Raw genomic sequence first — 21,184 nt, forward strand, 5'->3', positions numbered from 1 at the left:
AGATGAATACACTCCAATGTAAAGCCTGTGAGGCACAATTAGATGATACCGCCGCTTATTGCCACGAATGTGGTCAAAAAGTAAAATGCGATTCCTGTGCGGCAACCCTGCCAAAAAACGCGAAGTTTTGTGCACAGTGCGGCGCAAGCACTGCGAAAAGTGAACTTGGTGCTCAGTCTTTGAATACCGTCACTTTTCGGAAAACAAAAGACGAGACTTATTGCGCTGTAGCTTTGACCGATGAGGTTGGTAAGATCGGCATATCCGGGATCATCGATAATTTAACAGGTAACAGGGGTGTTTCTGGCACGATGTTGCCGGCGGGTACCATAGACATTTCCTCTACAGAAGATCTTGAAAATTTGCTTGCCGACAAGGTCGGAGAACGGCAAATGGCTGATGATCCTGTTGTCTCCGTGTCACAAAATTCCGTCATTCCTGACTTGCCGCACATTCATGATGTGGAAAGAAATGTTCATTGTTCTGAACCGGAATGGATTGCGATATATGCCTTCTACGCCAGCAACCATGGTAAGGATACTTTTACCAAAAGCGAAGTGCAGCAAATCTACCTCTCCAAAAGAAGCACACAACCGCGGAAAAAGAAGTTTCACGACAATTGGAATTCGCTTTTTAAACATTATTTCTCTACTGTTAAAGAAGGAACCTTTCGGTTGAAAAGCACAAAGTTGCCTTACCTTATCGATCTGATCTCAGGCAAAGAAAAGGGCTCAGCAAAACCAACCGGCCGGAAAAAAACTACCGTAAAGAAAGCGGTAGTGGAACCTGACACATCTGAAATTACACCTGGGTCCGGAGGAAAAACTGGCAAGAAGAAGAAAAGTGGCGGTTTGCCGTCTGTAGTAGCTGACTTAAACCTATATCCTAAAGGCGAGCAAAGCTTGAATGATTTTTACGGATCGTTTTCCCCAAAAAGCAACTTCGATAAAAATTTGATCTTTGTGTATTATCTTACTCAGAAGTTAAAACTAACGCCTATAGGTGTTGATCATATTTTTACATGTTATCGGCAAATCGGTGTGGCTTTGCCTTCGTCAATCGCGCAAAGCATTATCGATACCAGCTTCCATAAAAGTTGGGTAAGCAGTGCTGATCTGGCCAATATCCAGCTAACAACCTCCGGACTTAATTATTTGGAACAATCGATGGCGAAAAAAGATAAAGCATAATAAATGATATCAATATTCGACAAATTTTGTGACCTCGCCGACATTCACAAACTCTCTAAGTTTGATGCTGTTGTGGCTTTTATGTGGTTCAACTGCAAAACAGAAGCTGAACCCGAGATCGACATTAAAGGCATCAATGGTTATTTTACCAAAGCTTCTTTACCTCTTTACAATATCACGTATTTACGGAACGCATTAAAAAAATCCCGAAATGTGACGAAGGGACTGAAAGCAGACCATTTTAAACTGACAAGATCTATTCAGGTAGACTTGGACAAAAAATACGCTTCGGTCTTCTACACTGAACCTGTAAGTATTACTACAACAGTTGATCTGAGCCAAACGCCATTTTTAACAATTGATGATGTTAATGCGGCTCAAAAAATGGCGGAATTATATGTGGTCATTCATTGTTACGAAAACTCAGCCCGCCGACTCATTGAAGATGTCTTAACGAAAAGCTTGGGTGAAAAATGGTGGGACGCGGCTGCCAGCGCGGGTATGGTTACAAAATATAAGGATCGGAAAGCCAAAGAACTTAAAAATAAATGGCTGAGCAACCGTGGCGACGGCTCACCGCTATATTATCTGGATTGGGCAGATCTCGTCACAATCATTCGAAAATATCCTGTTGAGTTCGCCCATAAGATTCACGATATAAAGTTCGTCGAATTGCGTTTGGAAGAACTTGAGAAAACAAGAAACGTAGTCGCCCACAACGGCCTGTTACCATCGGAGGATGATTTTCAGCGCGTCCAGCTTTCCTTTAAAGATTGGTGCAAACAATTGGCTTAATTAAAATAGTGAACTCAACCTATCATATATTCCGAATAAATATTACGATACATTATTCATATAAATACGCCATTTACTTTATGCCAAATAAAGTTAGTATCTAATCAACCTTTAATACCTGAGCCTTATGACGAATATAATTACTGAGCCGACAAGACCTATGATTATTAAATTAAAATGGCATCAGAAGTTACTTGTTTTTTTAAAGACGAAAACCGGGCTTCTTATTGTTTATACCGTTCGTTGGCTAAATAACATCGATTTAAGGCTTACTAAGTACATCATCAATCCCAATTCGATGAAGTTGGAAGATCTTGGGCCAACTTCGAATGCGACTAAAAACGAAACGTATGAAAAAAGCTTATACTGGGCTTTGCGCAATATCAACGTATCAAATATTGCACTTACGGGTCCGTATGGCTCAGGTAAAAGCAGCGTGATCGCGACTTTCCAATCCAAATACCGGGAGTTCAAGTATTTGAATATTTCCCTGGCAACATTTGACAAGGAATTCAAAGAACAGGACGACTGGCGTCAAAAAGTGGAACTGAGTATATTACAGCAACTTATCTATCATGTAAAAAACAGGGAATTGCCGGATTCTCGGTTTAAAAAGATAAGTCACACCACCAAAACAGAAATGGCTTTTGTGACACTAGGCTTGGTGTTACTTGGTGTCTGTTTTTTTAATATCTATAAACCCGATTTTATCGCCAAATTTTCCTGGTGGCAATGTTTGAGCCTGGCCCAAAAGGACCTGATTAACTACTTTTCAATAGGTTATTTTCTTTTTGGGATAAGTATTATTATCTATATGTTTTACCGGACATTAAAAAGCTTCAGGTTTTCGAAGCTGGGTCTCACTAGTGGTAGCCTTGAATTGTCCGACAAAGAGGATCGCTCGATTTTCAATAAACACCTGGACGAAATCGTTTATTTTTTTCAGGTAACCCCCTATGATGTGATCGTTATTGAAGATCTTGACCGCTTTGAAGACGCAGAAATATTTACTAAACTGCGAGAAGTAAACAGCCTTATCAATAATAGCCGGCAGGTCGGAAGGCCGGTAAACTTTGTTTACGCAGTACGTGATGACATGTTTAAAGATACTGATAGGGCAAAATTCTTTGATATCATCATACCCGTCATACCGATCATCAATACGTCAAATTCAGGCGATGAGCTTAACCGGAAACTGGATACCGTTACATTGGATAAGCCGATCGCTAATTCTTTTTTTAATACTGTCACCCTGTATATTCAGGATATGCGGCTATTAATAAACATCATCAATGAATTTAAGATCTATTTGACACAGATCGGTAAAGGCCTCGATGCTGAAAAAATGTTGTCGATCATTATTTATAAAAATCTCTATCCCGATGAATTTGCAAAACTGCACAAGCAGGATGGTGATGTATATAAGTTTATTAATACCAAGAAGGGTTTTATCGCTACCCATACAGAAGAAATCGATTTGGAAATAGCCGCAGCCGAAAATAAAATCGAGAGCCTTAATGAAATGAAGCATCAGGATATAAAGGAATTGAATTCCGTATACCTTACAGCTATTTTGGCTGAACTACCGAATAATAGTGTGCTTAGTTTGGGTAACAATGACATGAGCATTGCCGAACTGCTTAAAGATGAGAATTTCAAAAAATTGACCTCCCTGTCTTCGTTTAGCTACCGTAAACCAGCGGGATATTATTTGGGAGATGATGTCTTACGTATCTCGTTTGCACAGATCGAGCAATCGCTGCATGCCGATACCTACAACGCGCGCAGGAAAAAACTGATCGCCATTTCGGAAAATGAGATCCAGACGCAACGGGCACTGATCAAAGCACATAATCGCAAAAGGTCTGAGATACAGGGTTACAGAATCCAGCAGGTCATGAATTCCTTTCCTGAATTCGCATTGCCCGCAGAGTTTAGTAATAAACCTTTACTGGAATTCCTTATAGGCGGCGGGTATATCGATGAACATTACCCAATGTATATATCGTACTTTATCGAGGGTAGCCTGAGCCAGGCTGATATGGATTTCGTGCAAAGCCTTACAAGGCGTAAACGATTGGCATTTGACCTTCCGCTGAACAATATTGCGACCATTGTCACTAACTGGCTCAGCATCGGCAATTATGGCCAGGTAGAAATTCTCAACATCACATTCTTTGATTGGATATTGAAATATGACGATCGGGAAGCAGAGCCGCGCATCTTATTCGAGCAGTTAGCAGAAAGCGAGGGGCCGTTATATTTCACCGAAGACTACCTGGAAAAAGGAACCGAAATACCGCAGTTTTTGAAAAAACTAGCCGTTCACTTCCCTTTATTTTGGGATAAACTTTATGATGATATCGCTTATGATGACGAAATATTGGATAGGTATTTATGCCTTATCCTAGAGCATGTACCGGCTGATCTTATTGTGAACTTTGATGGTTCGGGTAAATTCACCACTTACCTGCAAACCATGACCCACTATGTCGAAATCTTTAAAAAGGTGGCTAACAAACAGAATATCAAGGACACTTTAGCAAAACTTGATATTGTTTTTGACCATCTGCAAAAAGGTGATACCGTGGTGGATATTTTTGAAGATATAGTTGATAATGACCGGTATACGCTTACACCTGAAAATATAATGATCGTTTTTAACGCCTACCCGGATCTTTTCAAACCGGCTACTGCTGAAAAATGGGTGCTAAGTCAATACACTATTATTCGTGAAAGCCGGGCACAAGGCGTTTTTAATTATATCAAAGCCAATATCAATGTATACACCGAAAATGTACTTTTAAAAATAGATACCAATATCCAGGAGTCTGAATTAGCACTCATCGAATTATTGGCTTATGATGATATCGATAACGCTTTTAAAGAACAGTTGATCATTCGCCAGCAGGTGATCATAAAGACCATTACCGCTGTGCAGAGTGACTATTGGGATTGGTTATTGAAATATGAAAGGGTCGAAAAGACCTGGGGAAACATCTTAGAATATTACATGGCAGCGGAGGCTGTTACCGATATACTGATTATCTATTTGAACAGTCCCGCCCCAGGCTCCTTGATTAAAGATGCCTGGAATAGCTTTTTCAAATCAGCTGACCATAAAGCTGCAGCCGCCGAATTGGAGGTCCGACTGCTCAATGAGGGCCAGTTGCGCCTTGATCTATACAATTTGATCGCCGAGCAAGCGCACAACAAGTATGATGATCTGGGACTGGAAAACCTGGATGATTTAAAAGTTATAGCATTGATCGATACCGGTACACTGGATTTTACTGAGGACGGTCTGAATGCGGTCAATACCCACCATCCGGGTCTTGTGTTATCCTTTGTACTTGATAACGAAGAAAAATATCTGGAATTGGATTGGCCGCTGTCACCACAGCAATATGTACAATTGATCAACTATCCTGGTCTTACGGTTGAACGAAAATTGATCTATCTTAAACGGTTGCAGGCGGCGGATCTCACCGATAACCTCGCCCTTGCATTAGGTAAGTTATTGAGCGTCAATACAGACAGGGTTCCAGATTTTTCACTGGAGTTCCGGGTCGCTCTTTTCCTTAAACAACCGTCGGTCGCTGACACCGCAGAATTATTACAGGCGATTGGCCGATATTTAACACCGGAAGCGTTAACAGAAGTGATCAGTTTATTACCGTCGCCCTATGCGGAGCTTGCGGTCATTCAAAAAAAACCAATGTTCTTTGCCAACGGCGAGCCTAATAACAAACTGTTACCTTATCTTGAACGGTATTTGACAAATATCATATCTTCTGCTAGGCTTGATGAAAAAAACCGGTGGCGAGTAAATTTTAGAAAAACAAAATGATAAAGGGATAATAAGGTTCTTATTTTTTCTCCGCAAGTATTAGATGCTCTTTCGTATCTAAGATTATCTGTCATAATATCCTGACGGTATTTAAAATCTCTTAACGCAGCTTTTGATATAACCAAACAGGTGAATGAACGATCTAAAGATACATTATAGATAACTATTTATTATCGATGGTAGAGACGAATATTGTTATTTATGTAAAAATCCACTATTAGAACACATTCTTGCAATTAAATCTTCTTTCACAATGATACTGTTTATTAGAAAATATTACTTGATATAGAAAGATTGCTATAATGCATGGCCTATCAATGGCCTACTAGCCGCTTGGTTCTCATCACTAGATGAAACTGAACCAGAATCATTATCGACAGTAGTCAAAATAACATCAAACGGTTTTATAAACATTTATTATTAATGCAATAAACGTCATTGTTGCTGCCATAATTTTCTATAACAAAATGTTATATTTGTGTTATAGATAAGTTCTTTAAACGACTTCAAGTAAGTACAAAGTAAATGGTAGATTTTTAGGTCGCCTGTTGCTACTGAAGTTAGTCTTTGTATTGAAAATCAGAAGGTTACGCCAATATTATACGATCCCAGCGGGATCACACCAAAATGTATAAAACCCTGCAATCGCACGATTAGCAGGGTTTTTGCTTTTAGGGAATTGCCAGAATTCGCACGAATTCACAAAACTTTGGTGAGTGATTCGGTGAGTAAGGCAAAATGGTTAAATTGACTCACCGAATGGCGCATAATCAATTAATGTACAGGTTGTTACACTTAATATCTTGTGTAGAATTAGTTGCAAAGCTAGATGCTGCCTTAGGCATACATTCAATCCGCGAATGGACCATGCCATATAGAATCAATTTTCACATCGGCCCCTCGCCCATTTGGGAAACAGAAAATTCCCCAATTTCGGATTGATCCTCCCAATACTACTTTCTTAATATCTTATCCAAAGATTTGCCTTTCGCCAGTTCGTCAATCAGCTTATCCATATACCTGATTTCACGAATCAGTTTGTCTTCAATTTCCTCGACGCGGTAGCCGCAGATCAGCCCTGTAATTTTCGAAGCGTTGGGATTGATCTGTGCCTGGCTGAAAAAATATTCAAAATTGGTCTTTTCTTCAAGATGCTTCTGCAATGCTGCTTCGTCATATCCGGTCAGCCAGAAAATGACCTGATGTACCTCTTCTTTTGTGCGGTTCTTTTTCTCCGCTTTTTCCAGGTAGTGCGGATACACGGAGGCAAAGGGCATTTTTAAGATTCGGGATATATTTTTATCGTGCATGGTATCTATTGATCAATAAGTCTCTTCGATAGTGGATTGTCGCGCATTCGCAATGTCGCCTTCACATCCGATTATCACAAAAAAATTGAAGCCACGATTTTACAAATTTTTACCTAAAATAATACCACCAATTGCTGTCGTAGTTTTTATCAAAGTTTTCCTTGCTGTCAAAAAAAAGCGTGAATTCTTCACGTTCGAAGTACCCGTAACGATCGTATTGTTTTAAAAGGTGAAAGTATTGTTACTAAATTGTTCACGGGATCCGTTTCTTTCGTGTCCTTCTTCTTGCTTCGTGGTGTAAAAAAGGCTGTTGCGGTCGAAAATGCCGGAACAATTTGCCAGATCTGATCATTTCGGAGATTTTGCTGCAAAGCTTCGATTTGAATTGTTGAAATGCTCATGTTGATTTCCTCTTTTGCTACGGGTTCGAACGCGGAAAATACAACTAGCAGGTTTTTTCTAAGGTCTTCGCCTCTAATGCACGATTAAAGAGATGAAGCAGCGCATGATTTGGGGCGGACTTCCGTTTTTCCATCAAAGCCGCGAAATGCCGTCTGATCGCACCTTGCTTTCCAGGATTGAAATTGCCGCTGGATTTTACGAAAGTCGAGACTTCATGCGGGCACTCAAAAACAATATTTAGTCGCGGCCTTCTTTCCGTTCCAAATGTGTCGGATAAAATATTCAGTGGGCGGTGCTGCCCTGATAAGGGCTTGGATTTAGATGAACGACGTCGAGAATTTGATTTGGCGGCTCTATCAGAATTTTATATAATATTTATCAATCTTCTTTGGTTACCTTAACATCAGTAAAGTGGCCTAATGTGCCGGGACCTATCCATAACCCAATACTTCCCCGAATATCTTTACCTTGCTTTAAGTCATTTACAATTAAAGTAGGCTCAGAAGCACCATTAACATACAGCCTGGCGGTTTCATCCTTTACTACAATTTTTATTTTGATCCATTCCGCAGGCAAGATATCTACATATGCTTCATACTGTCCTGGTGTTTCCTTTCTCAATTTCTCCCAGGGATATCCCGGAATAGAAATATACTGGCTGGAGTGGTTTCTGCGTAGTTGATCATTTGCACGGCCATTGGTAGGACGTAAATAAAAAACCTCCATTTTAGAAGCATCCAACGCCGCCCGAAACGCAATACCTACAAACCCACGGGCTGTTTCTCCGGCGTTTGCAAGAGGCTGCCCACTAATTGTAGCTTCAATGATACCATTATGAAAATCAATATCCTTCAGGATTGCCACTGTATTGTCTGCGTCAGCTTCACCCTTGATTTTCAGGGCTAAGGCATTTTTACTTTTATAGATGGATTTTTCCACAGCTACCTGAAACGGAATTACATCAGACGGAATTATTGCTTTGTTCTGTGCTTTAGAATTCAAATTAAACACGATGCTTAACACCAATATAAATAACAGCTTTCTAGTCATATGGAAAATAATTGAGTATTTCTGGCAGGCTAAAATAAGAAAATTGGGCTTACTAAGCAGCTTTCAGGGAGCTCAACTTCAATCATGATGAGGCCGAAGTGTTCTATCTTAATCTTCTGTTTCAGTCCATCAGAATTTTTCACAAAATGGATTGTGAGATTTCCCGGTTTTTTTAACAACTATAGCAATTCCAATTCCGGCTACCATAATTCTAGAGTAATATAACTAGCTATTTTGAGTTCACTGAACTGTAAAAGCCATCGGAAGATGGCTTGTTTCGTTTACCGCATCCCGCTTGGGGGCCGTCAAGCGCCGAGGGAAGGAAGAAGCTTATGTTGGGGGCGAGGAACGAGCATCCCAGTGTGCAATAAGCCAAAACCTTGTGGCTAGCCTGTGCTGAATGCGGGGAACGAGCGTCCCAGCGTGCAATAAACAAAAACCTAGTTATCCCTTCGTTTGGCTAGCCGGCGCAGACCGCGAGGAACGAGCGTGAAGCAAGGCCCAGCGGGATTACGAAACTGAGACAATTCCTAAAAGAATGTGTCACGTCTCTTTTCAGCTTTGCCGCTTTTCACGATCTCGCTCACATCCTTAACCTGGTTATGAATACCCGTTTCCTGAGTTTGGCTATGCAATGCCCCGTTTTGACTACGCCGGCAAGCCGAAGACTGATGAACTTTGCCTGTATCAAAATAAAAAATAAAATGAAACAGTCACAAACACCCATCATCAGTTTTAGTCCGGTTGTATTGCCAGTTGCCGGCCGTCATGTAGACCTCGAAATCAAAATTTCTGCTCCCGCCAGCGGAAACAATCTGCCGGTTATTCTTCTTTCGCATGGGCATGGCCCCTCCAACTTTCTCTCTTCGTACCGAGGGTATGGGCCCATGGCAGATTTTTTTGCGGCAAAAGGGTTTGTCGTCATTCAACCTACGCATCAAAATTCGAAAACACTCGGACTTTCCTCTTCCCTTCCCGAAGCACCCTTGTTCTGGAGTTCGCGCCCGGCAGACATGAAATTTATCCTGGATCATCTGGACGAAATTATTTCCACCGTACCCGGGTTAACTGGAAGGACAGATAAAACAAAAGTCGCCGCCATCGGCCATTCAATGGGCGGCCAGACCGTAGCCATGCTGGCTGGGATGGAGGTAACTGACCCCGCAACCGGCCAAGTAGTGAATGCCGCAGAACCGAGATTAAAAGCCCGGGTGCTGATTGGCGCGTCTGGTGGACCCGAAGGGTTTAACGGAGCCGCGAGACAGCTCTATCCCGTTTTAGCGGCCGGCAATTTCAACACCATGACTCTGCCAGCACTCATTGTGAATGGGGACCAGGACAAAAACCTCATGTTCTCTGATGTCGACAACTGGCGCGCAGACGCTTATTATCAAAGCCCCGGCCCCAAGGACCTGCTAACCGTGTTCGGCGCTGAACACATTTTTGGTGGCATATCAGGCTATGATGCCCGCGAAACCAGTGATGAAGATCCGGTGCGTGTTGCCTTTGTATGTGAAAGCATTCTTGCCTATATTCGGAGTGCATTCGATTCGACCGATTCAAGTTGGGAACAAGCAAAGAAAAGCCTGAACGGCGTACCGGGTGCGTTAGGCAGCATTGAAAGTAAATTATAAATAGACAAAATGAAGGATGAAATGTCTAACCACAGATTTAATTCTTTATCAAGGTTGCATAAGGCGCTGGATATGCCGGCACCTATGCACCCATTGGTAAGTTTAATAAATAATGCCGATGATACCATTCCGCTGGAAAAACTCCCCAGTCCCCACATCTTGAGTTTTTACAAGATATCCTATAAGATGAACTTTCAGGGAAAGTTCAAATATGGGCAGCATTATTACGATTTTGACGAAGGAGGAATGTTTTTCGTTTCGCCGAACCAGATCACAGGAGGCCACGAACCGATCAGTGATCAATCAGGTTATACTTTGCTTTTCCACCCCGACTTTTTACTGGGTTACGAACTCGCCAAAAAAATTAAGGCGTATGGCTTTTTTTCCTATTCGATCAATGAAGCATTACACCTGTCGGAGAAAGAAAAAACTACAATTATTACTGTTTTTCAAAGTATCGAAGAAGAATTAAAAGACAGGATTGATCATTTCAGCCAGGATGTTGTTATTTCCCAGATTGAATTGCTGCTAAATTATGCAAACCGGTTCTACAGCCGGCAATTCATCACCCGTAAGGCAGCAAACACCGATTTACTCCAAAAGGTAGAAGACATTTTACGCACCTGCTTCCAGTCACCACACGCGCAAAAGCAGGGGCTTCCCACTGTCCAGTTTCTTTCTGCTCAACTAAACATCAGTGCGAGTTATTTAAGCGACACGCTGCGATCACTTACCGGGCAAAATGCTCAACAGCACATTCATCACCACCTGATTGAAAAAGCAAAGGAACAGTTATCGACAAGTCAGGCTTCGATCAGCGAGATTGCCTATGAACTGGGATTTGAGCATCCGCAGTCCTTTAGTAAACTATTTAAGCTTAAAACGAGTATGTCGCCACTGGATTTCAGACGTTCTTTCAGTTAAGCTTTTATCTTACGTTTATACGCTCAACCTGGTAGCGTGTGTTATGGCTAGCAAAGAATCAACTCCTTTTAACTATCGTATAAAGTCCAGGAATTTCGATACAGCGCTATCCAATACATTTTCCGGAATGGGTTTTTGATCCGGGAACCGGGCAAGCTCTACGCCGGTCCCCTTCCCGTTCTTCTTCCAGGTTCCAACAATTGCCTCACCGTAAAGAACGGTCGGTTTAAAAATGCCGTTCCCGAGTTTTTGCTTGTCGACATGCGCAGGTAATGCCAGGTCACGGCCTTCGGAATAAGACACAGTATATTCATCGTAACAAGGCAAAAGTGCCAGCGCTCGCTGTTTGCCCAGGCCTGCAGGCTCATTGAAATAAAAGGTCATGTTTTCACAGCTGATCCGGTTAAGCGCCAGTTCCGCCACGCCCATCTGGGCATCTTTCAGCGGAAGACCGCTCCACCAGGAAAAATCTTTTAATGTGGCGGGTCCTCTCGACCTGAAATATATTTCAGCCAGCCTCACGATGCTTTCCTGCCGCGGCACGTCAGGCGCCGGCGGAACTTTCGTGTCGAACAAGGCGTAGCTCCCTTTTTTATCGCCATTGCAGATCAGCATGTCAATCTCGGCTCTGATCAGTATTTGCGTGGCGAGCAAATTGCTGATTCTAAAGGACTCAGCCGACAAACATGCCATGATTTCCTCTTTGCTCAGGGAAGGATTTTGCTGAAGCTGCTTTTCAATGACCGGCCATACGCACTTGAACAGATCGTCGGTCAGACCTTCCTGCTTATCAATAAACTGCGTAGCTTTTCTCAGCGATGGCGCTGATAGCCGCATCATCCACCTGATGTCCTGCTGGTGTACAAGGTGCCAGGTTGGGCGCAGGACATGCGTGCGGATCAGCTTGCCGGTGTTCACACATGCTTCGACCTGACCCCGCCCGGGATTTTTCATGCGAAGCGCGACTGCCCAAAGCGACATGGAATAATCCTGCGCCTGCATCGCTCCGAAATGGCTCACAACGCCCTCCGGATCATCAAAGCGCGATTGACTCAGTCCCTGGTTCCATTGCCGGAGTTGGATGATTTCTTTTTTTGTCATGATGTGACAATGTCTGTATAAAATTCCCGGATGTCATGCACCAATAAGTGGGGTACCTCCAATGCAGGAAAGTGTCCGCCCCGCGTATAATAGGTGTAGCGGTTTGGCGTGCCCATGAGCGCAGCAACTTTTCGTAAAAAGGATTCATCTTCTTTTTTGCCGAAGCAGGCCGTTGCCGAGGGAACTGCAGGCAGTTCCCAACCCTCAGCGGCTGTATCGTCCCCACCCCAGTTAAATGCCATCTGCATATTTTCCGCCAGAATTTTTGCGCTTGATGCGCCGGTTTTGGTGAACCAGTAGAGGGAAACATTGGTCAACAGCCGATCAATACCGATGGCATCTTCCGGTAAATCTGCCGACGCGTCTGACCACTCTCTGTACTTTTCGGCCATCCATGCGAGTTGCGCCAGCGGACTGTCTGTCAGCGCAATGCCGATGGTACCAGGTCTGGTGGCCTGGATATCCAGGTAAGCCGTGCCGTTTTTCTTATGGGCTTTCATCCGGTCCAGGGTCGAGAGCTCTTCCGCCGAAAGCGCTGCGGGGTCTGAAGGGTACATGCCGAGCCCGGCGATCGAAAAGAAATCGGAGCTGATGTGCGTACCGATCAGTTCATTTGCGGCCATTCCTGAAAGCATTCCGGCTATTCCGGCGCCCATGTCTCCTCCGTGAACACCGTACCGCCCATACCCAAGTTTTGTCATCAGCGCTTTGAAGGCGGCGGCAATGCGAATCATGTTCCAGCCGGTACCGTGAACCGGCACAGAAAATGTGAAGCCGGGGATGGAGGGAATAACAAGGTCGAACGCCAGCTGACCGGCTGCCTGGGGAGCGGTAAGCGGTTCGATGACAGGGATAAAATCTGCAAAAGACCCGGGCCAGCCATGAATTAACAGCAGCGGTACTGCGTTGGGTTTGTTTGCCCGGATATGGATGTAATGGATAGCTTGCCCGTCAATTTCCGTAATGAACTGCGGATACTGATTTAGGAGGTCTTCCTGTTTTCGCCAGTCGAATTGGGTTGCCCAGTAATTCGTTAGTTTCTTCAGGTAGTTTACCGGAATACCCCGCTCCCATCCATCGTCATCCGAATGATCGGGCCAGCGCAGATCGGCCAGCCGCCTATGCAGATAATCGAGGTCTTCAGTTGCAATCTGTATGTTAAAACTTTTCATAAAAAGATCTTTTAGACAGATCAAAACTAACTTCTGCAGGATACAGAGACGATAACTTTTGTTAATAAATACTACCGGCGGTTTCTGATTCTGCTAAGTGACACGGGTGTAATGCCCAGGAAAGAAGCGATGTAGTGCTGCGGCACCCGTTGCAGGATATGCGGGTACTGCGAGATTAATTCCTCGTAGCGTTTTTCCGGCGAATTTTTGATTCTTGAAATAAACAACTTTTCCATGATGAGCAGCTGCTGAAAAGTGCGTTCCTCCAATTCTTCCTTTATGGCGGGTGACTGGCGGATCATCATTTGGAAATCTTCCTTGTCCAGGGTATAGATGATTGATGGCTCGATACTTTCAATTGTGTACAAACTTGGCCTGGCGTATTTGAAACTCTCGGCCGAGGATATCCCTTCCCCCTCAAAAAAGAACTGGCAGGTGATGTCTTTCCCTTCGCTGTTTAAAGAGAGCCTGAAGCATCCTTTTTCAATGTAATAGATCTTCCGCGCAACCTCCCCCTCCCGCAAAAGAACCGTTTTTGCCGGAATCTCTGCTTTCTTAAAAAAGTGCGCAAACTGTTGCCATGCTGTGGCCATAAATTCTTTATTTAAAACGGGCAAATCATGCTATCTCGGTCACGAACTGCTACAAGCCGTATCCCCGATATTTGGTGCGCGATTGCCTGGCACGAACTTAGAATTTATCGCGACTTCTTACAACATCCGGAAGCTTTTTCAAAGACCGGCGAGTCGGGGATGTCACCTCCCCATATTTGAAACAGTTTGTAATTTGCGAGTTTAGTTTAGTGGCGTTCATTAAGAAACGGAAACGGGCTCTGCCGAGGAGCAACCCCAAATGCAGCACATTTAAACTTCACATCAAACAGCAACGAAAACGGGGGAAATCATATCTTTAGAAAAATGTGCTATGGAAATCATGAACTTAAGCAGCAGCCTTGCCGGGCATTGGCGCGGCACCTATCGTTTGATCCTGAATTGGTTACCGGATCCCGATTTTATATCCGATTCAGATTTATCAGTTAAGTCCGTGGCAAACGGCAAATTCCTGGTGCTCGACTATGACTGGCAGCATGAGGGTGCCAGCCAGGATGGTTTATTGCTCATCGGCAACGTCAATAAAGCTCAGGAGCTTACCGCCTCCTGGGTCGATTCCTGGGGCATGAGCGGAAAAATCATGAATTGTAACGGAACAATCAGCCAGGATGGTTACATTTCTTTATTGGGCGCATATGAAGTGCCGGACCATCCCGATTGGGGTTGGCGTACCGAAATTCACTGTCCCACGGCTGATACTTTAAAAATTACCATGTATAACATCAGCCCGGAGGGTGAGGAATCCCTGGCAGTCGACTCAAGCTATACACGGGTCAACAGAACAAACGATGAGTTGACTCCGGAAAAGTAGTGATCCCTTTGCTGGTACCCCCTTCCCGGTTCGGTGTCACCAGGATCGTACTGTGGCGCTCGATCCGGATATGCCAACAACTGGATTACCCATTCCTTGCGGGAGAAAAAAGATGCACGCCAAATTGATCTGATGAATACACCCATTGCTAATGAATTGATCGACATGGCGCAGTACGACCTGCGCGTGCGCGACATGCTTTTAAAAGCGAACCTCCTGTCGCCGGGTTATAATCCCGATATGGAGCGCGTTCATGAAAGCAATGCCGCACGGCTGGAAGTGATTATTGATGCCATGGGGTATCCAACCCGGTCAAATGTGGGCCCGCAAGCCAGCGACGCAGCCTGACTTATTGTCCAGCACGCCATCGGCAGACCTGCTTTTATGAAAAGATGTTATGCGCTGATCTGCGCCGCCGGGGATGATGTTAACCCGCAACACCAGGCGTACCTGTACGACCGGATCTGCTTTTTCGAGGGAAGGCCGCAGCGGTATGGTACCCAGTTCGGCGACCGTGGCCTGTATCCCGTCGAAGATTGGGAGGTTATGGTTCGCCTGCGTGAGGAGCTGGGCTTGTCAGCACACGATGAAAAGCTGATTACCGAAAGCAAATATCCGGGTGATGCCATAAATCTCCATTCCCACGATGAAGTATTCTGCCAATGGAGGAAAAAAGTAGGCTGGATATAACCCGCTGCACAGCGTGCTGAGTGGTCTCAGCGCATCCGGATATTCCCTACGGCTGCTGCAAGGTCTTCGCAACCCCTTTAATGAAATAATAATTCACCGCGCCGCCCACAATGCCGCCAACAATGGGCACCAGGCGCTGGTAGGTTTTTGAACCGACAGACAGCAGGAGCCTTTCGGCTACCTCTTCCATGATATTTTTGCTGAGGGCCAGTTTGGTATCTGCTTTCAGCGACCGGGCTATGATTTTGAAGAAGTCCTCGAAGCGGATCTCGTACCTGCCGGTCTGGTGGTAGGAAATAGCCAGGGTAACCCGGAATTGCTGGGTAATCAGGTTGATGATGTCGAGCGGAATGCCGATCAGCATGGATCCCAGGCCCCCTACCCCCGTAACCAGGCCGGAACCTGCCGCCATCAACGCGCACTGGTTGACGAATCTTTCAATACCCATTTCGTCCACCCCTTTTTTAATGCCCATCTGGTCGATCCGGCTAAAGATCTGCTTGAACCCGCCTTCTGAAAGGCGCCGGATATTTTGCTTAATTTTTGGAAACGATAGCTTTCTCATCTGCGGTCATTTGTCTGGTCAATCCTGTCTACAACCATGCCAATAGGCTCGAACCAGATCCGCGTCGCACTCATCACATTCCTGGTTCCAACACAATTTACGCCCGCAAACCATGCTGCCCGGTCATACCGGGCCAGGAAGCGCCGGCTGCTTCCTGGCTACCCTTACTATCCGGCCTGCAAGGTCAATAACAACCTGTCAAGATTTTTCAAATGCGACGAAAAGCCTTTTTTGTGGGTTTCTGTGGCCATTTTTTCGAATATCTCCTGACTGCCATAACGCTCATGAATGGTGACCCGTGTTCCGGCCTCCGCCTCTTCAAAGGTGGTCGTCGCTTCAGTTGGCAGAAAACCGGGAACCACCTGCCCGCCCTCATCACAAAATGCCCGCAGCTCTGTCATGCTTTTTCGGGTCTCGATATGTTGGTAGTCATGCCGGCTCCAGTGTTTTTGTCCTTCAGGGCTTACAATAGCGTATTGCCAGATCCCACCTTGCCGCAGGTCCAGCACCTTGGTTTCTGTGCGGTAGGGATTTGGCGCACACCACTGGTCGAGGAGTCTGGCTGTTGTCCAGGCTTGCCAAACCAGTTCCGGCCCGGCATTAAATTCGCGTGTAATGTGAATGATCTGATTTTCCCGGTCTACGGAAAAATCGTACAAAAGATTGATGTTCATGTTTCTGTTTTTTAAAGTTTTAATAGGTCTTTACTGGACGCAACCGGGTCTTCCGGGACCTCCGGAAGAGGTCGGGCCGGCTGCCCTCATCCCCCTCATCTTTATTGATTTCATTTTGGCGGTGATTTTCTGCCGCCCGCTTGTCATTCAGCATTGTCAAACATTTTTTGATACCCGCTCAATCGTTTAACTTTACGCCGCACCAAACACCTGTTGCCATGAGCGCGCGCCAATTAACTGCCAAACCCACTATCCTATTCTAGACGGACTTCGTGGAGTGGCTGCCATCATTGTCGTGACCTTTCACCTGGCCGAGCCGCTGGGCACCGGCCACCTGGATATCCTGGTAAACCATGGTTACCTTGCGGTCGATTTCTTCTTCCTCCTGTCGGGCTTCGTGATCGGTTATGCTTACGACGACCGCTGGGGTAAAATGACCTTTGGCAGCTACCCATCCCGCTTTCTATGGATATACGCGGCTGGCAGGAAATACACCTCCTGAACAGCGTGGGTTGGTCGCTCTTCTTTGAATACATCGCCAATATGTTTTATGCTTTGGGTGTCGGGAAGTTTTCCCGGACCCCCCTTGGTATCCTGGTTCTCCTGGCGGCCGCGGCACTGGCACACCTGGCCATCAGCAGTCCGAACGGCGATGTGAGCGGCGGATGGGCCCTCACCGCCGAGCAGCTGCGCGTTGGCCTGACGCGCACGATGTTTCCATTTTTTGCCGGTCTGCTCCTGCCGCGTGTCTTCAAACCGATCCGCGTAAAGAACGCCTTTTTATGGTGCAGCGTGCTGCTGGCCACGGCCTTATACATGCCGCGTATCAGCGGCGCCGAGCAGCTCTGGATGAACGGGATCTACTAATCGGTCGTCATCATCTGTGTTTTCCCCCTCATCGTTTACCTTGGCGCAAGTGGCATGATCAACAGCCCGGCTGAAGGCCGCATTTGCAGGTTCCTGGGCGACATCTCCTACCCGCTCTACCTGGTGCATTATCCACTGGTGTACTTATACGTAGCCTGGATCAGCAACAACAATGGCATCAGCGTTGCCGGCGCCTGGCCTTTTGCCCTGCTCATCCTGGCTGGCAGCATTGCGCTGGGGTATACCGCTTTAAAATGGTATGACGAACCGGTGCGCAAATGGCTGCGAAAAAAATGGGCTTAACGTTTGCCAAACGGCGTGGTTCTGGTCTTTTTGCTAAAGCTCCTGTCTATTTTGACAGCTTCTGCAAGCAGGGTCCTGATGGATGCTTCGTCAATCTCCTGCCAGCTGCGGTAAGTCCTGTAATAAACCTGCTTGTTTGTACCCCTGGCCAGGTACGCTGCAGCATCGTTTAACTTACAGCCCCACCAAAAGCCCAGCAGCACGCCTTCTTTGATGCCGCCCCGTGGGATGCTTGCCGGCCAGATGATACAGATACCTTTGTTGCCATAAAAAAACGGCACATTGTAAGCTATTTTTTCCCTGCAGTAATCGGGAAGGGCCGCGATTACGATCTGCCGCAAGACATCGACCATAAGCCGTTCCGACTCGGGAAGCCAGGCATACAGCTGGAGCAGGTTTTCTGCTTTAAGCGGAGTTGGCCTTGAAGCCTTCATCTTTTTTTTATTTATGTTCAGTACGGCCAGATGCTACATCCGGTAATTCATGGCTATTGTCCCGCCGGGAAACACTTCCACCTCTGCCGGTTTCAGGTAAAGCGGCTTTTGGAGCCTGTTAAATACCGGCAGGCCATTGCCCAACACAACCGGGTGAACGAACAGCTGGTATTCATCGATCAGGCCGGTCGCGACCAGGCTCTGCATCAAGCCGCCTCCGCCAAGTGCTACAATGGGCTTGCCCGGCTCTGCTTTAAGCCGGCTAACCGCCCGGGCCAGGTCGCCATCAAAAATCCGGGCAGTGGCCCAGGAAACTTCTGCGGGCGACCGTTCTTCTTCGCTCTTCCGAAAGTCAAGGCCGCTGAACCCATTTTTGGTAAACACGGCTTTCGGGATTTCGTTCATCGGCGCGGCAAAGGGTCCCGTTGCCGCAGGCCAGTACCGCGCAATGGACACGAATGTTTTCCGGCCAAGCAGGATCAGCCCGGCCTGCCGGATGCCGGCAAGGCTGCGCGCCATCGACGCGCTATCTGCAGTGCTGAACAGCCAATCTTTACCACCTTCCGCATCGCATACAAAACCGTCGACCGAAACCGACATTTTCATGATTAATTTTCGCATAATGAACTGATATGCATGCAAATGTACTCGGTGTCCGGAAGATTGTTGCGTGTTAAAACGACAACACAAGGGGCTAATTGCGACTTTTTTAGAAGTGCCTGGTCTTCGTGATTTGTCTGTTGCTGATTACGTTTCACAAAAATCTATACTTTCTCGCTGCGATCCGGGCGCGCAAGTAAAGAAAATGCTAAATTTGGGGAGACTGAATAAATTATGAAGACAAACGCTGCTGCCGGCTTAACGGATGAAAAATTAATCAAACAAAGAAACCTGCTTAAAGGCGCCATCATCGGACTGGGCGTATTTTACCTCGTTGCGCTCGGCATTCTGGGGTACCTTGCCGCCACCCGGGGCGTTAAAAATATGGCTGTCGCATTGATCCCGGTTTTTAGCCTGCCCATCACGCTTTTGCCCCTGCTTATCAGTCTGAATACGCTCAACAAGGAAATCAAGTCCAGAAACCTGTCATCTTAACCGGCCAACTTGCCCGCTGGCAACCCGAATGGACTACCAGACCTTTAAACCTGGACAGGAACTGGCCGCACTGGTTAAATATTACTGGACGCTGGAAGTGCCTGCCGGATATAGTTCAGAAAAGCAGCGGATCGTTCCCGACGGCTGTATTGAGCTGGCCTTTATCATGGGCGACGATATCAAAAGATACGTTTCTGAAACCGGCTTCATTCTACAGCCGAGGGCTATGGTGCTGGGGCAGATCCTGGAGCCTTTCTACATTCAGCCTGCCGGGCAGGTCAAAACATTTGCCGTCAGGTTCTATCCGCACGGTTTCGCCAATTTTTCAGCTACACCGATTCAGGACCTGGCCAACAGGGAAACGGCCCTGGCGAGGTTATTCGGGCGGGAAACAGCCGATGAGTTGACCAATGAGGTGATACATGCACCGGGAACGCCGCAGCGAATTGAGATTATTGAAGCATTTTTACTGCGCAGGCTGCAGGACAGCACAACCGTTGACCGACTGGTGAAATCGACGGTACACACGCTGCTGGCCAGCAAGGGCAGCTTGCCAATTCAAGCGGTTCTCGGCGAAGACCTGTCGGTACGCAGGCAACTGGAGCGAAAGTTCAGGAAGCAGATCGGCCTCAGTCCGAAGCAGCTGGGAAAGGTACTCAGGTTGCAGGCAGCCCTGAAACTGTTGCTGAACCGGGAAAATGATACGCTTACCCGCGTTGCATACGAAAGCGCCTATTACGACCAGAACCACTTCATAAAAGACTTTAAAGAGTTTACGGGAACAACACCTAAATATTTCCTGGCAGCTGGTGAACTGATGCTTGCTTCCGTCTTTTACAGCAAAGATTAAGCTGTCGCAATTTTACTATTTGCTCCTCAAAGCGCCCGCTACTTTTACAGCAGAAACCAATTCTGTAAAAAGATGGAAACACGCGCAGCTGGTATTGTTCTTTTGCTAATGATCGGGCTCGGCGCCTGTCAGGACCGTGTGCACCACTCAAAAAACATTCATAAACAGTCGTTTAACACAAAAAACATGAACAACCTCATTTCCATTGTCGAAATCCCGGTAACCGATTTTTCAAGGGCCCTTAAGTTTTACGGGTCGGTATTGGACGTAACCATTGAAACAACAGACATGTCCGGCACCCAGATGGGCGTGGTCCCGGCTGCCGAAGGAGCCGTAAACCTGATCCTTGTTAAAGGTCCTGACTACAACCCCTCGGCAACCGGCGCGATCATTTATTTGCAGGCCGGAGCTGATCTCCAGCCGGTGCTGAGAAAAGTAGAAGCCGCAGGTGGAAAAGTCATGCTTCCAAAAACGGAGATAAGCCCTGAAATGGGGTTCTTCGCACTGTTTACTGACCCGGAAGGAAACAGGCTTGGCCTTCATTCAGCGAACTGACGCAGGCGGCGCGGGCAGCGCATTGCTCGCCAACATTTATTCAGGGCTGCCTGCTATCCATTCAGTATGCCCGAACCTGCACGAACGCCTGGTAATTGAGTACAGGGCAGCAAATCTATTGTTTGCCCCTGTACGCTTTGATCAATAAGAACAGGCAGGCAAGAAATGTAATGCCGTACACGACCGCCATAGCCGGTTGCTGAAATATGAAAGTGCCAAAATCGAACTGCTTGTACAGGGTGGTGCCAAGGATAATGACGATGATAAGGAGGATGAAATTGACCGACCGTTTCTTTTGCAT

Annotated in this window: 24 protein-coding genes; 14 read left to right on the plus strand and 10 right to left on the minus strand. The window is 46.1% G+C overall.

The features are described from left to right. Window positions 1-2 precede the first annotated feature (2 nt). The 3 genes from C7T94_RS10780 to C7T94_RS10790 all read left to right on the plus strand — a co-directional run bounded on the left by C7T94_RS10780 (window position 3) and on the right by C7T94_RS10790 (window position 5,835). Window positions 3-1,190: a zinc ribbon domain-containing protein gene (locus C7T94_RS10780; protein WP_107215348.1), complete on the plus strand. Its 1,188-nt coding sequence runs from the start codon at window positions 3-5 to the stop codon at window positions 1,188-1,190. A gap of 3 nt (window positions 1,191-1,193) precedes the next feature. Continuing rightward, the gene (locus C7T94_RS10785; protein WP_107215349.1) at window positions 1,194-1,985 is read left to right on the plus strand and encodes a Swt1 family HEPN domain-containing protein; all 792 of its coding nucleotides are present in this window, start codon (window positions 1,194-1,196) and stop codon (window positions 1,983-1,985) included. A 298-nt stretch (window positions 1,986-2,283) separates the two neighbouring features. Then, window positions 2,284-5,835 (plus strand): YobI family P-loop NTPase, encoded by a 3,552-nt coding sequence (locus C7T94_RS10790; protein ID WP_162618652.1) that lies wholly within the window; start codon window positions 2,284-2,286, stop codon window positions 5,833-5,835. 953 nt (window positions 5,836-6,788) lie between these two features. On the opposite strand, the gene C7T94_RS10795 is transcribed toward C7T94_RS10790, so the two are convergent. Together C7T94_RS10795 and C7T94_RS10800 are read right to left on the minus strand one after the other, a co-directional pair. Further along, on the minus strand, window positions 6,789-7,112 hold the full coding sequence (locus C7T94_RS10795) for a DUF2200 domain-containing protein (protein WP_239494989.1): 324 nt from the start codon (window positions 7,110-7,112) through the stop codon (window positions 6,789-6,791). 813 nt (window positions 7,113-7,925) lie between these two features. Further along, the gene (locus C7T94_RS10800; RefSeq protein ID WP_107215352.1) at window positions 7,926-8,597 is read right to left on the minus strand and encodes a hypothetical protein; all 672 of its coding nucleotides are present in this window, start codon (window positions 8,595-8,597) and stop codon (window positions 7,926-7,928) included. 704 nt (window positions 8,598-9,301) lie between these two features. Here C7T94_RS10800 and C7T94_RS10805 point away from each other — a divergent pair. Both C7T94_RS10805 and C7T94_RS10810 read left to right on the plus strand, forming a co-directional pair. Then, entirely contained in the window at window positions 9,302-10,231 is a 930-nt protein-coding gene (locus tag C7T94_RS10805; protein WP_107216065.1) for an alpha/beta hydrolase family protein, read from the plus strand. Window positions 10,232-10,240: 9 nt separating this feature from the next. Continuing rightward, the gene (locus C7T94_RS10810; protein ID WP_107215353.1) at window positions 10,241-11,155 is read left to right on the plus strand and encodes a helix-turn-helix domain-containing protein; all 915 of its coding nucleotides are present in this window, start codon (window positions 10,241-10,243) and stop codon (window positions 11,153-11,155) included. Window positions 11,156-11,227: 72 nt separating this feature from the next. On the opposite strand, the gene C7T94_RS10815 is transcribed toward C7T94_RS10810, so the two are convergent. The 3 genes from C7T94_RS10815 to C7T94_RS10825 form a co-directional block, all read right to left on the minus strand. After that, complete coding sequence (locus C7T94_RS10815; RefSeq protein WP_107215354.1) at window positions 11,228-12,256, minus strand: winged helix DNA-binding domain-containing protein; 1,029 nt, start codon at window positions 12,254-12,256, stop codon at window positions 11,228-11,230. Beyond that, window positions 12,253-13,428, minus strand: a complete 1,176-nt coding sequence (locus C7T94_RS10820; RefSeq protein WP_107215355.1) for an epoxide hydrolase family protein — start codon at window positions 13,426-13,428, stop codon at window positions 12,253-12,255. Before C7T94_RS10820 ends, C7T94_RS10815 begins: the two co-directional genes overlap by 4 nt. Before the next feature lie 71 nt (window positions 13,429-13,499). Then, on the minus strand, window positions 13,500-14,021 hold the full coding sequence (locus C7T94_RS10825; RefSeq protein WP_107215356.1) for a Crp/Fnr family transcriptional regulator: 522 nt from the start codon (window positions 14,019-14,021) through the stop codon (window positions 13,500-13,502). Window positions 14,022-14,352: 331 nt separating this feature from the next. Here C7T94_RS10825 and C7T94_RS10830 point away from each other — a divergent pair, with 331 nt between their 5' ends. The 3 genes from C7T94_RS10830 to C7T94_RS10840 all read left to right on the plus strand — a co-directional run bounded on the left by C7T94_RS10830 (window position 14,353) and on the right by C7T94_RS10840 (window position 15,540). Then, entirely contained in the window at window positions 14,353-14,850 is a 498-nt protein-coding gene (locus C7T94_RS10830; protein ID WP_107215357.1) for a DUF1579 family protein, read from the plus strand. A 132-nt stretch (window positions 14,851-14,982) separates the two neighbouring features. Next, window positions 14,983-15,198, plus strand: a complete 216-nt coding sequence (locus C7T94_RS10835; RefSeq protein ID WP_162618653.1) for a hypothetical protein — start codon at window positions 14,983-14,985, stop codon at window positions 15,196-15,198. Between the two features lie 36 nt (window positions 15,199-15,234). Continuing rightward, window positions 15,235-15,540: a hypothetical protein gene (locus C7T94_RS10840; RefSeq protein WP_107215359.1), complete on the plus strand. Its 306-nt coding sequence runs from the start codon at window positions 15,235-15,237 to the stop codon at window positions 15,538-15,540. 46 nt (window positions 15,541-15,586) lie between these two features. Here C7T94_RS10840 and C7T94_RS10845 read toward each other — a convergent pair whose 3' ends face one another. Together C7T94_RS10845 and C7T94_RS10850 are read right to left on the minus strand one after the other, a co-directional pair. Beyond that, window positions 15,587-16,105, minus strand: a complete 519-nt coding sequence (locus C7T94_RS10845) for a hypothetical protein (protein WP_107215360.1) — start codon at window positions 16,103-16,105, stop codon at window positions 15,587-15,589. 167 nt (window positions 16,106-16,272) lie between these two features. Continuing rightward, the gene (locus C7T94_RS10850; RefSeq protein WP_107215361.1) at window positions 16,273-16,779 is read right to left on the minus strand and encodes an SRPBCC family protein; all 507 of its coding nucleotides are present in this window, start codon (window positions 16,777-16,779) and stop codon (window positions 16,273-16,275) included. Between the two features lie 277 nt (window positions 16,780-17,056). Here C7T94_RS10850 and C7T94_RS19615 point away from each other — a divergent pair, with 277 nt between their 5' ends. Genes C7T94_RS19615 through C7T94_RS19625 form a run of 3 tightly spaced genes read left to right on the plus strand, consistent with a single transcriptional unit; the run spans window position 17,057 to window position 17,949 of the window. Beyond that, window positions 17,057-17,281 (plus strand): acyltransferase family protein, encoded by a 225-nt coding sequence (locus tag C7T94_RS19615; protein WP_239494990.1) that lies wholly within the window; start codon window positions 17,057-17,059, stop codon window positions 17,279-17,281. Then, window positions 17,245-17,646, plus strand: coding sequence for a hypothetical protein (locus C7T94_RS19620; protein WP_239494991.1), 402 nt, complete (start codon window positions 17,245-17,247; stop codon window positions 17,644-17,646). The genes C7T94_RS19615 and C7T94_RS19620 overlap by 37 nt, the downstream gene beginning before the upstream one ends. A gap of 54 nt (window positions 17,647-17,700) precedes the next feature. Next, entirely contained in the window at window positions 17,701-17,949 is a 249-nt protein-coding gene (locus C7T94_RS19625; protein ID WP_239494992.1) for an acyltransferase family protein, read from the plus strand. Here the strand turns inward: C7T94_RS19625 and C7T94_RS10865 are convergent. Both C7T94_RS10865 and C7T94_RS10870 read right to left on the minus strand, forming a co-directional pair. Then, entirely contained in the window at window positions 17,946-18,383 is a 438-nt protein-coding gene (locus tag C7T94_RS10865; protein ID WP_107215363.1) for a DUF1801 domain-containing protein, read from the minus strand. The two genes, C7T94_RS19625 and C7T94_RS10865, sit on opposite strands and share 4 nt — an antisense overlap. A 33-nt stretch (window positions 18,384-18,416) precedes the next feature. Continuing rightward, entirely contained in the window at window positions 18,417-19,004 is a 588-nt protein-coding gene (locus C7T94_RS10870) for a dihydrofolate reductase family protein (RefSeq protein WP_107215364.1), read from the minus strand. A 213-nt stretch (window positions 19,005-19,217) separates the two neighbouring features. On the opposite strand from C7T94_RS10870, the gene C7T94_RS10875 reads away from it, so the two are divergent. The 3 genes from C7T94_RS10875 (at window position 19,218) to C7T94_RS10885 (ending at window position 20,883) form a co-directional block, all read left to right on the plus strand. Then, window positions 19,218-19,478, plus strand: a complete 261-nt coding sequence (locus C7T94_RS10875) for a hypothetical protein (RefSeq protein ID WP_107215365.1) — start codon at window positions 19,218-19,220, stop codon at window positions 19,476-19,478. A gap of 28 nt (window positions 19,479-19,506) precedes the next feature. Then, entirely contained in the window at window positions 19,507-20,328 is an 822-nt protein-coding gene (locus C7T94_RS10880) for a DUF6597 domain-containing transcriptional factor (protein ID WP_107215366.1), read from the plus strand. Window positions 20,329-20,400: 72 nt separating this feature from the next. Further along, window positions 20,401-20,883 carry a VOC family protein gene (locus C7T94_RS10885; protein ID WP_204353263.1) on the plus strand — a complete coding sequence of 161 codons (483 nt, stop codon included), beginning with the start codon at window positions 20,401-20,403 and terminating at the stop codon, window positions 20,881-20,883. A gap of 115 nt (window positions 20,884-20,998) precedes the next feature. Here C7T94_RS10885 and C7T94_RS10890 read toward each other — a convergent pair whose 3' ends face one another. Continuing rightward, on the minus strand, window positions 20,999-21,184 hold the full coding sequence (locus tag C7T94_RS10890) for a hypothetical protein (protein WP_107215367.1): 186 nt from the start codon (window positions 21,182-21,184) through the stop codon (window positions 20,999-21,001).

Origin of the sequence: Pedobacter yulinensis, assembly GCF_003029735.1 — a bacterium.
Classification (GTDB): Bacteria; Bacteroidota; Bacteroidia; order Sphingobacteriales; family Sphingobacteriaceae; genus Pedobacter; species Pedobacter yulinensis.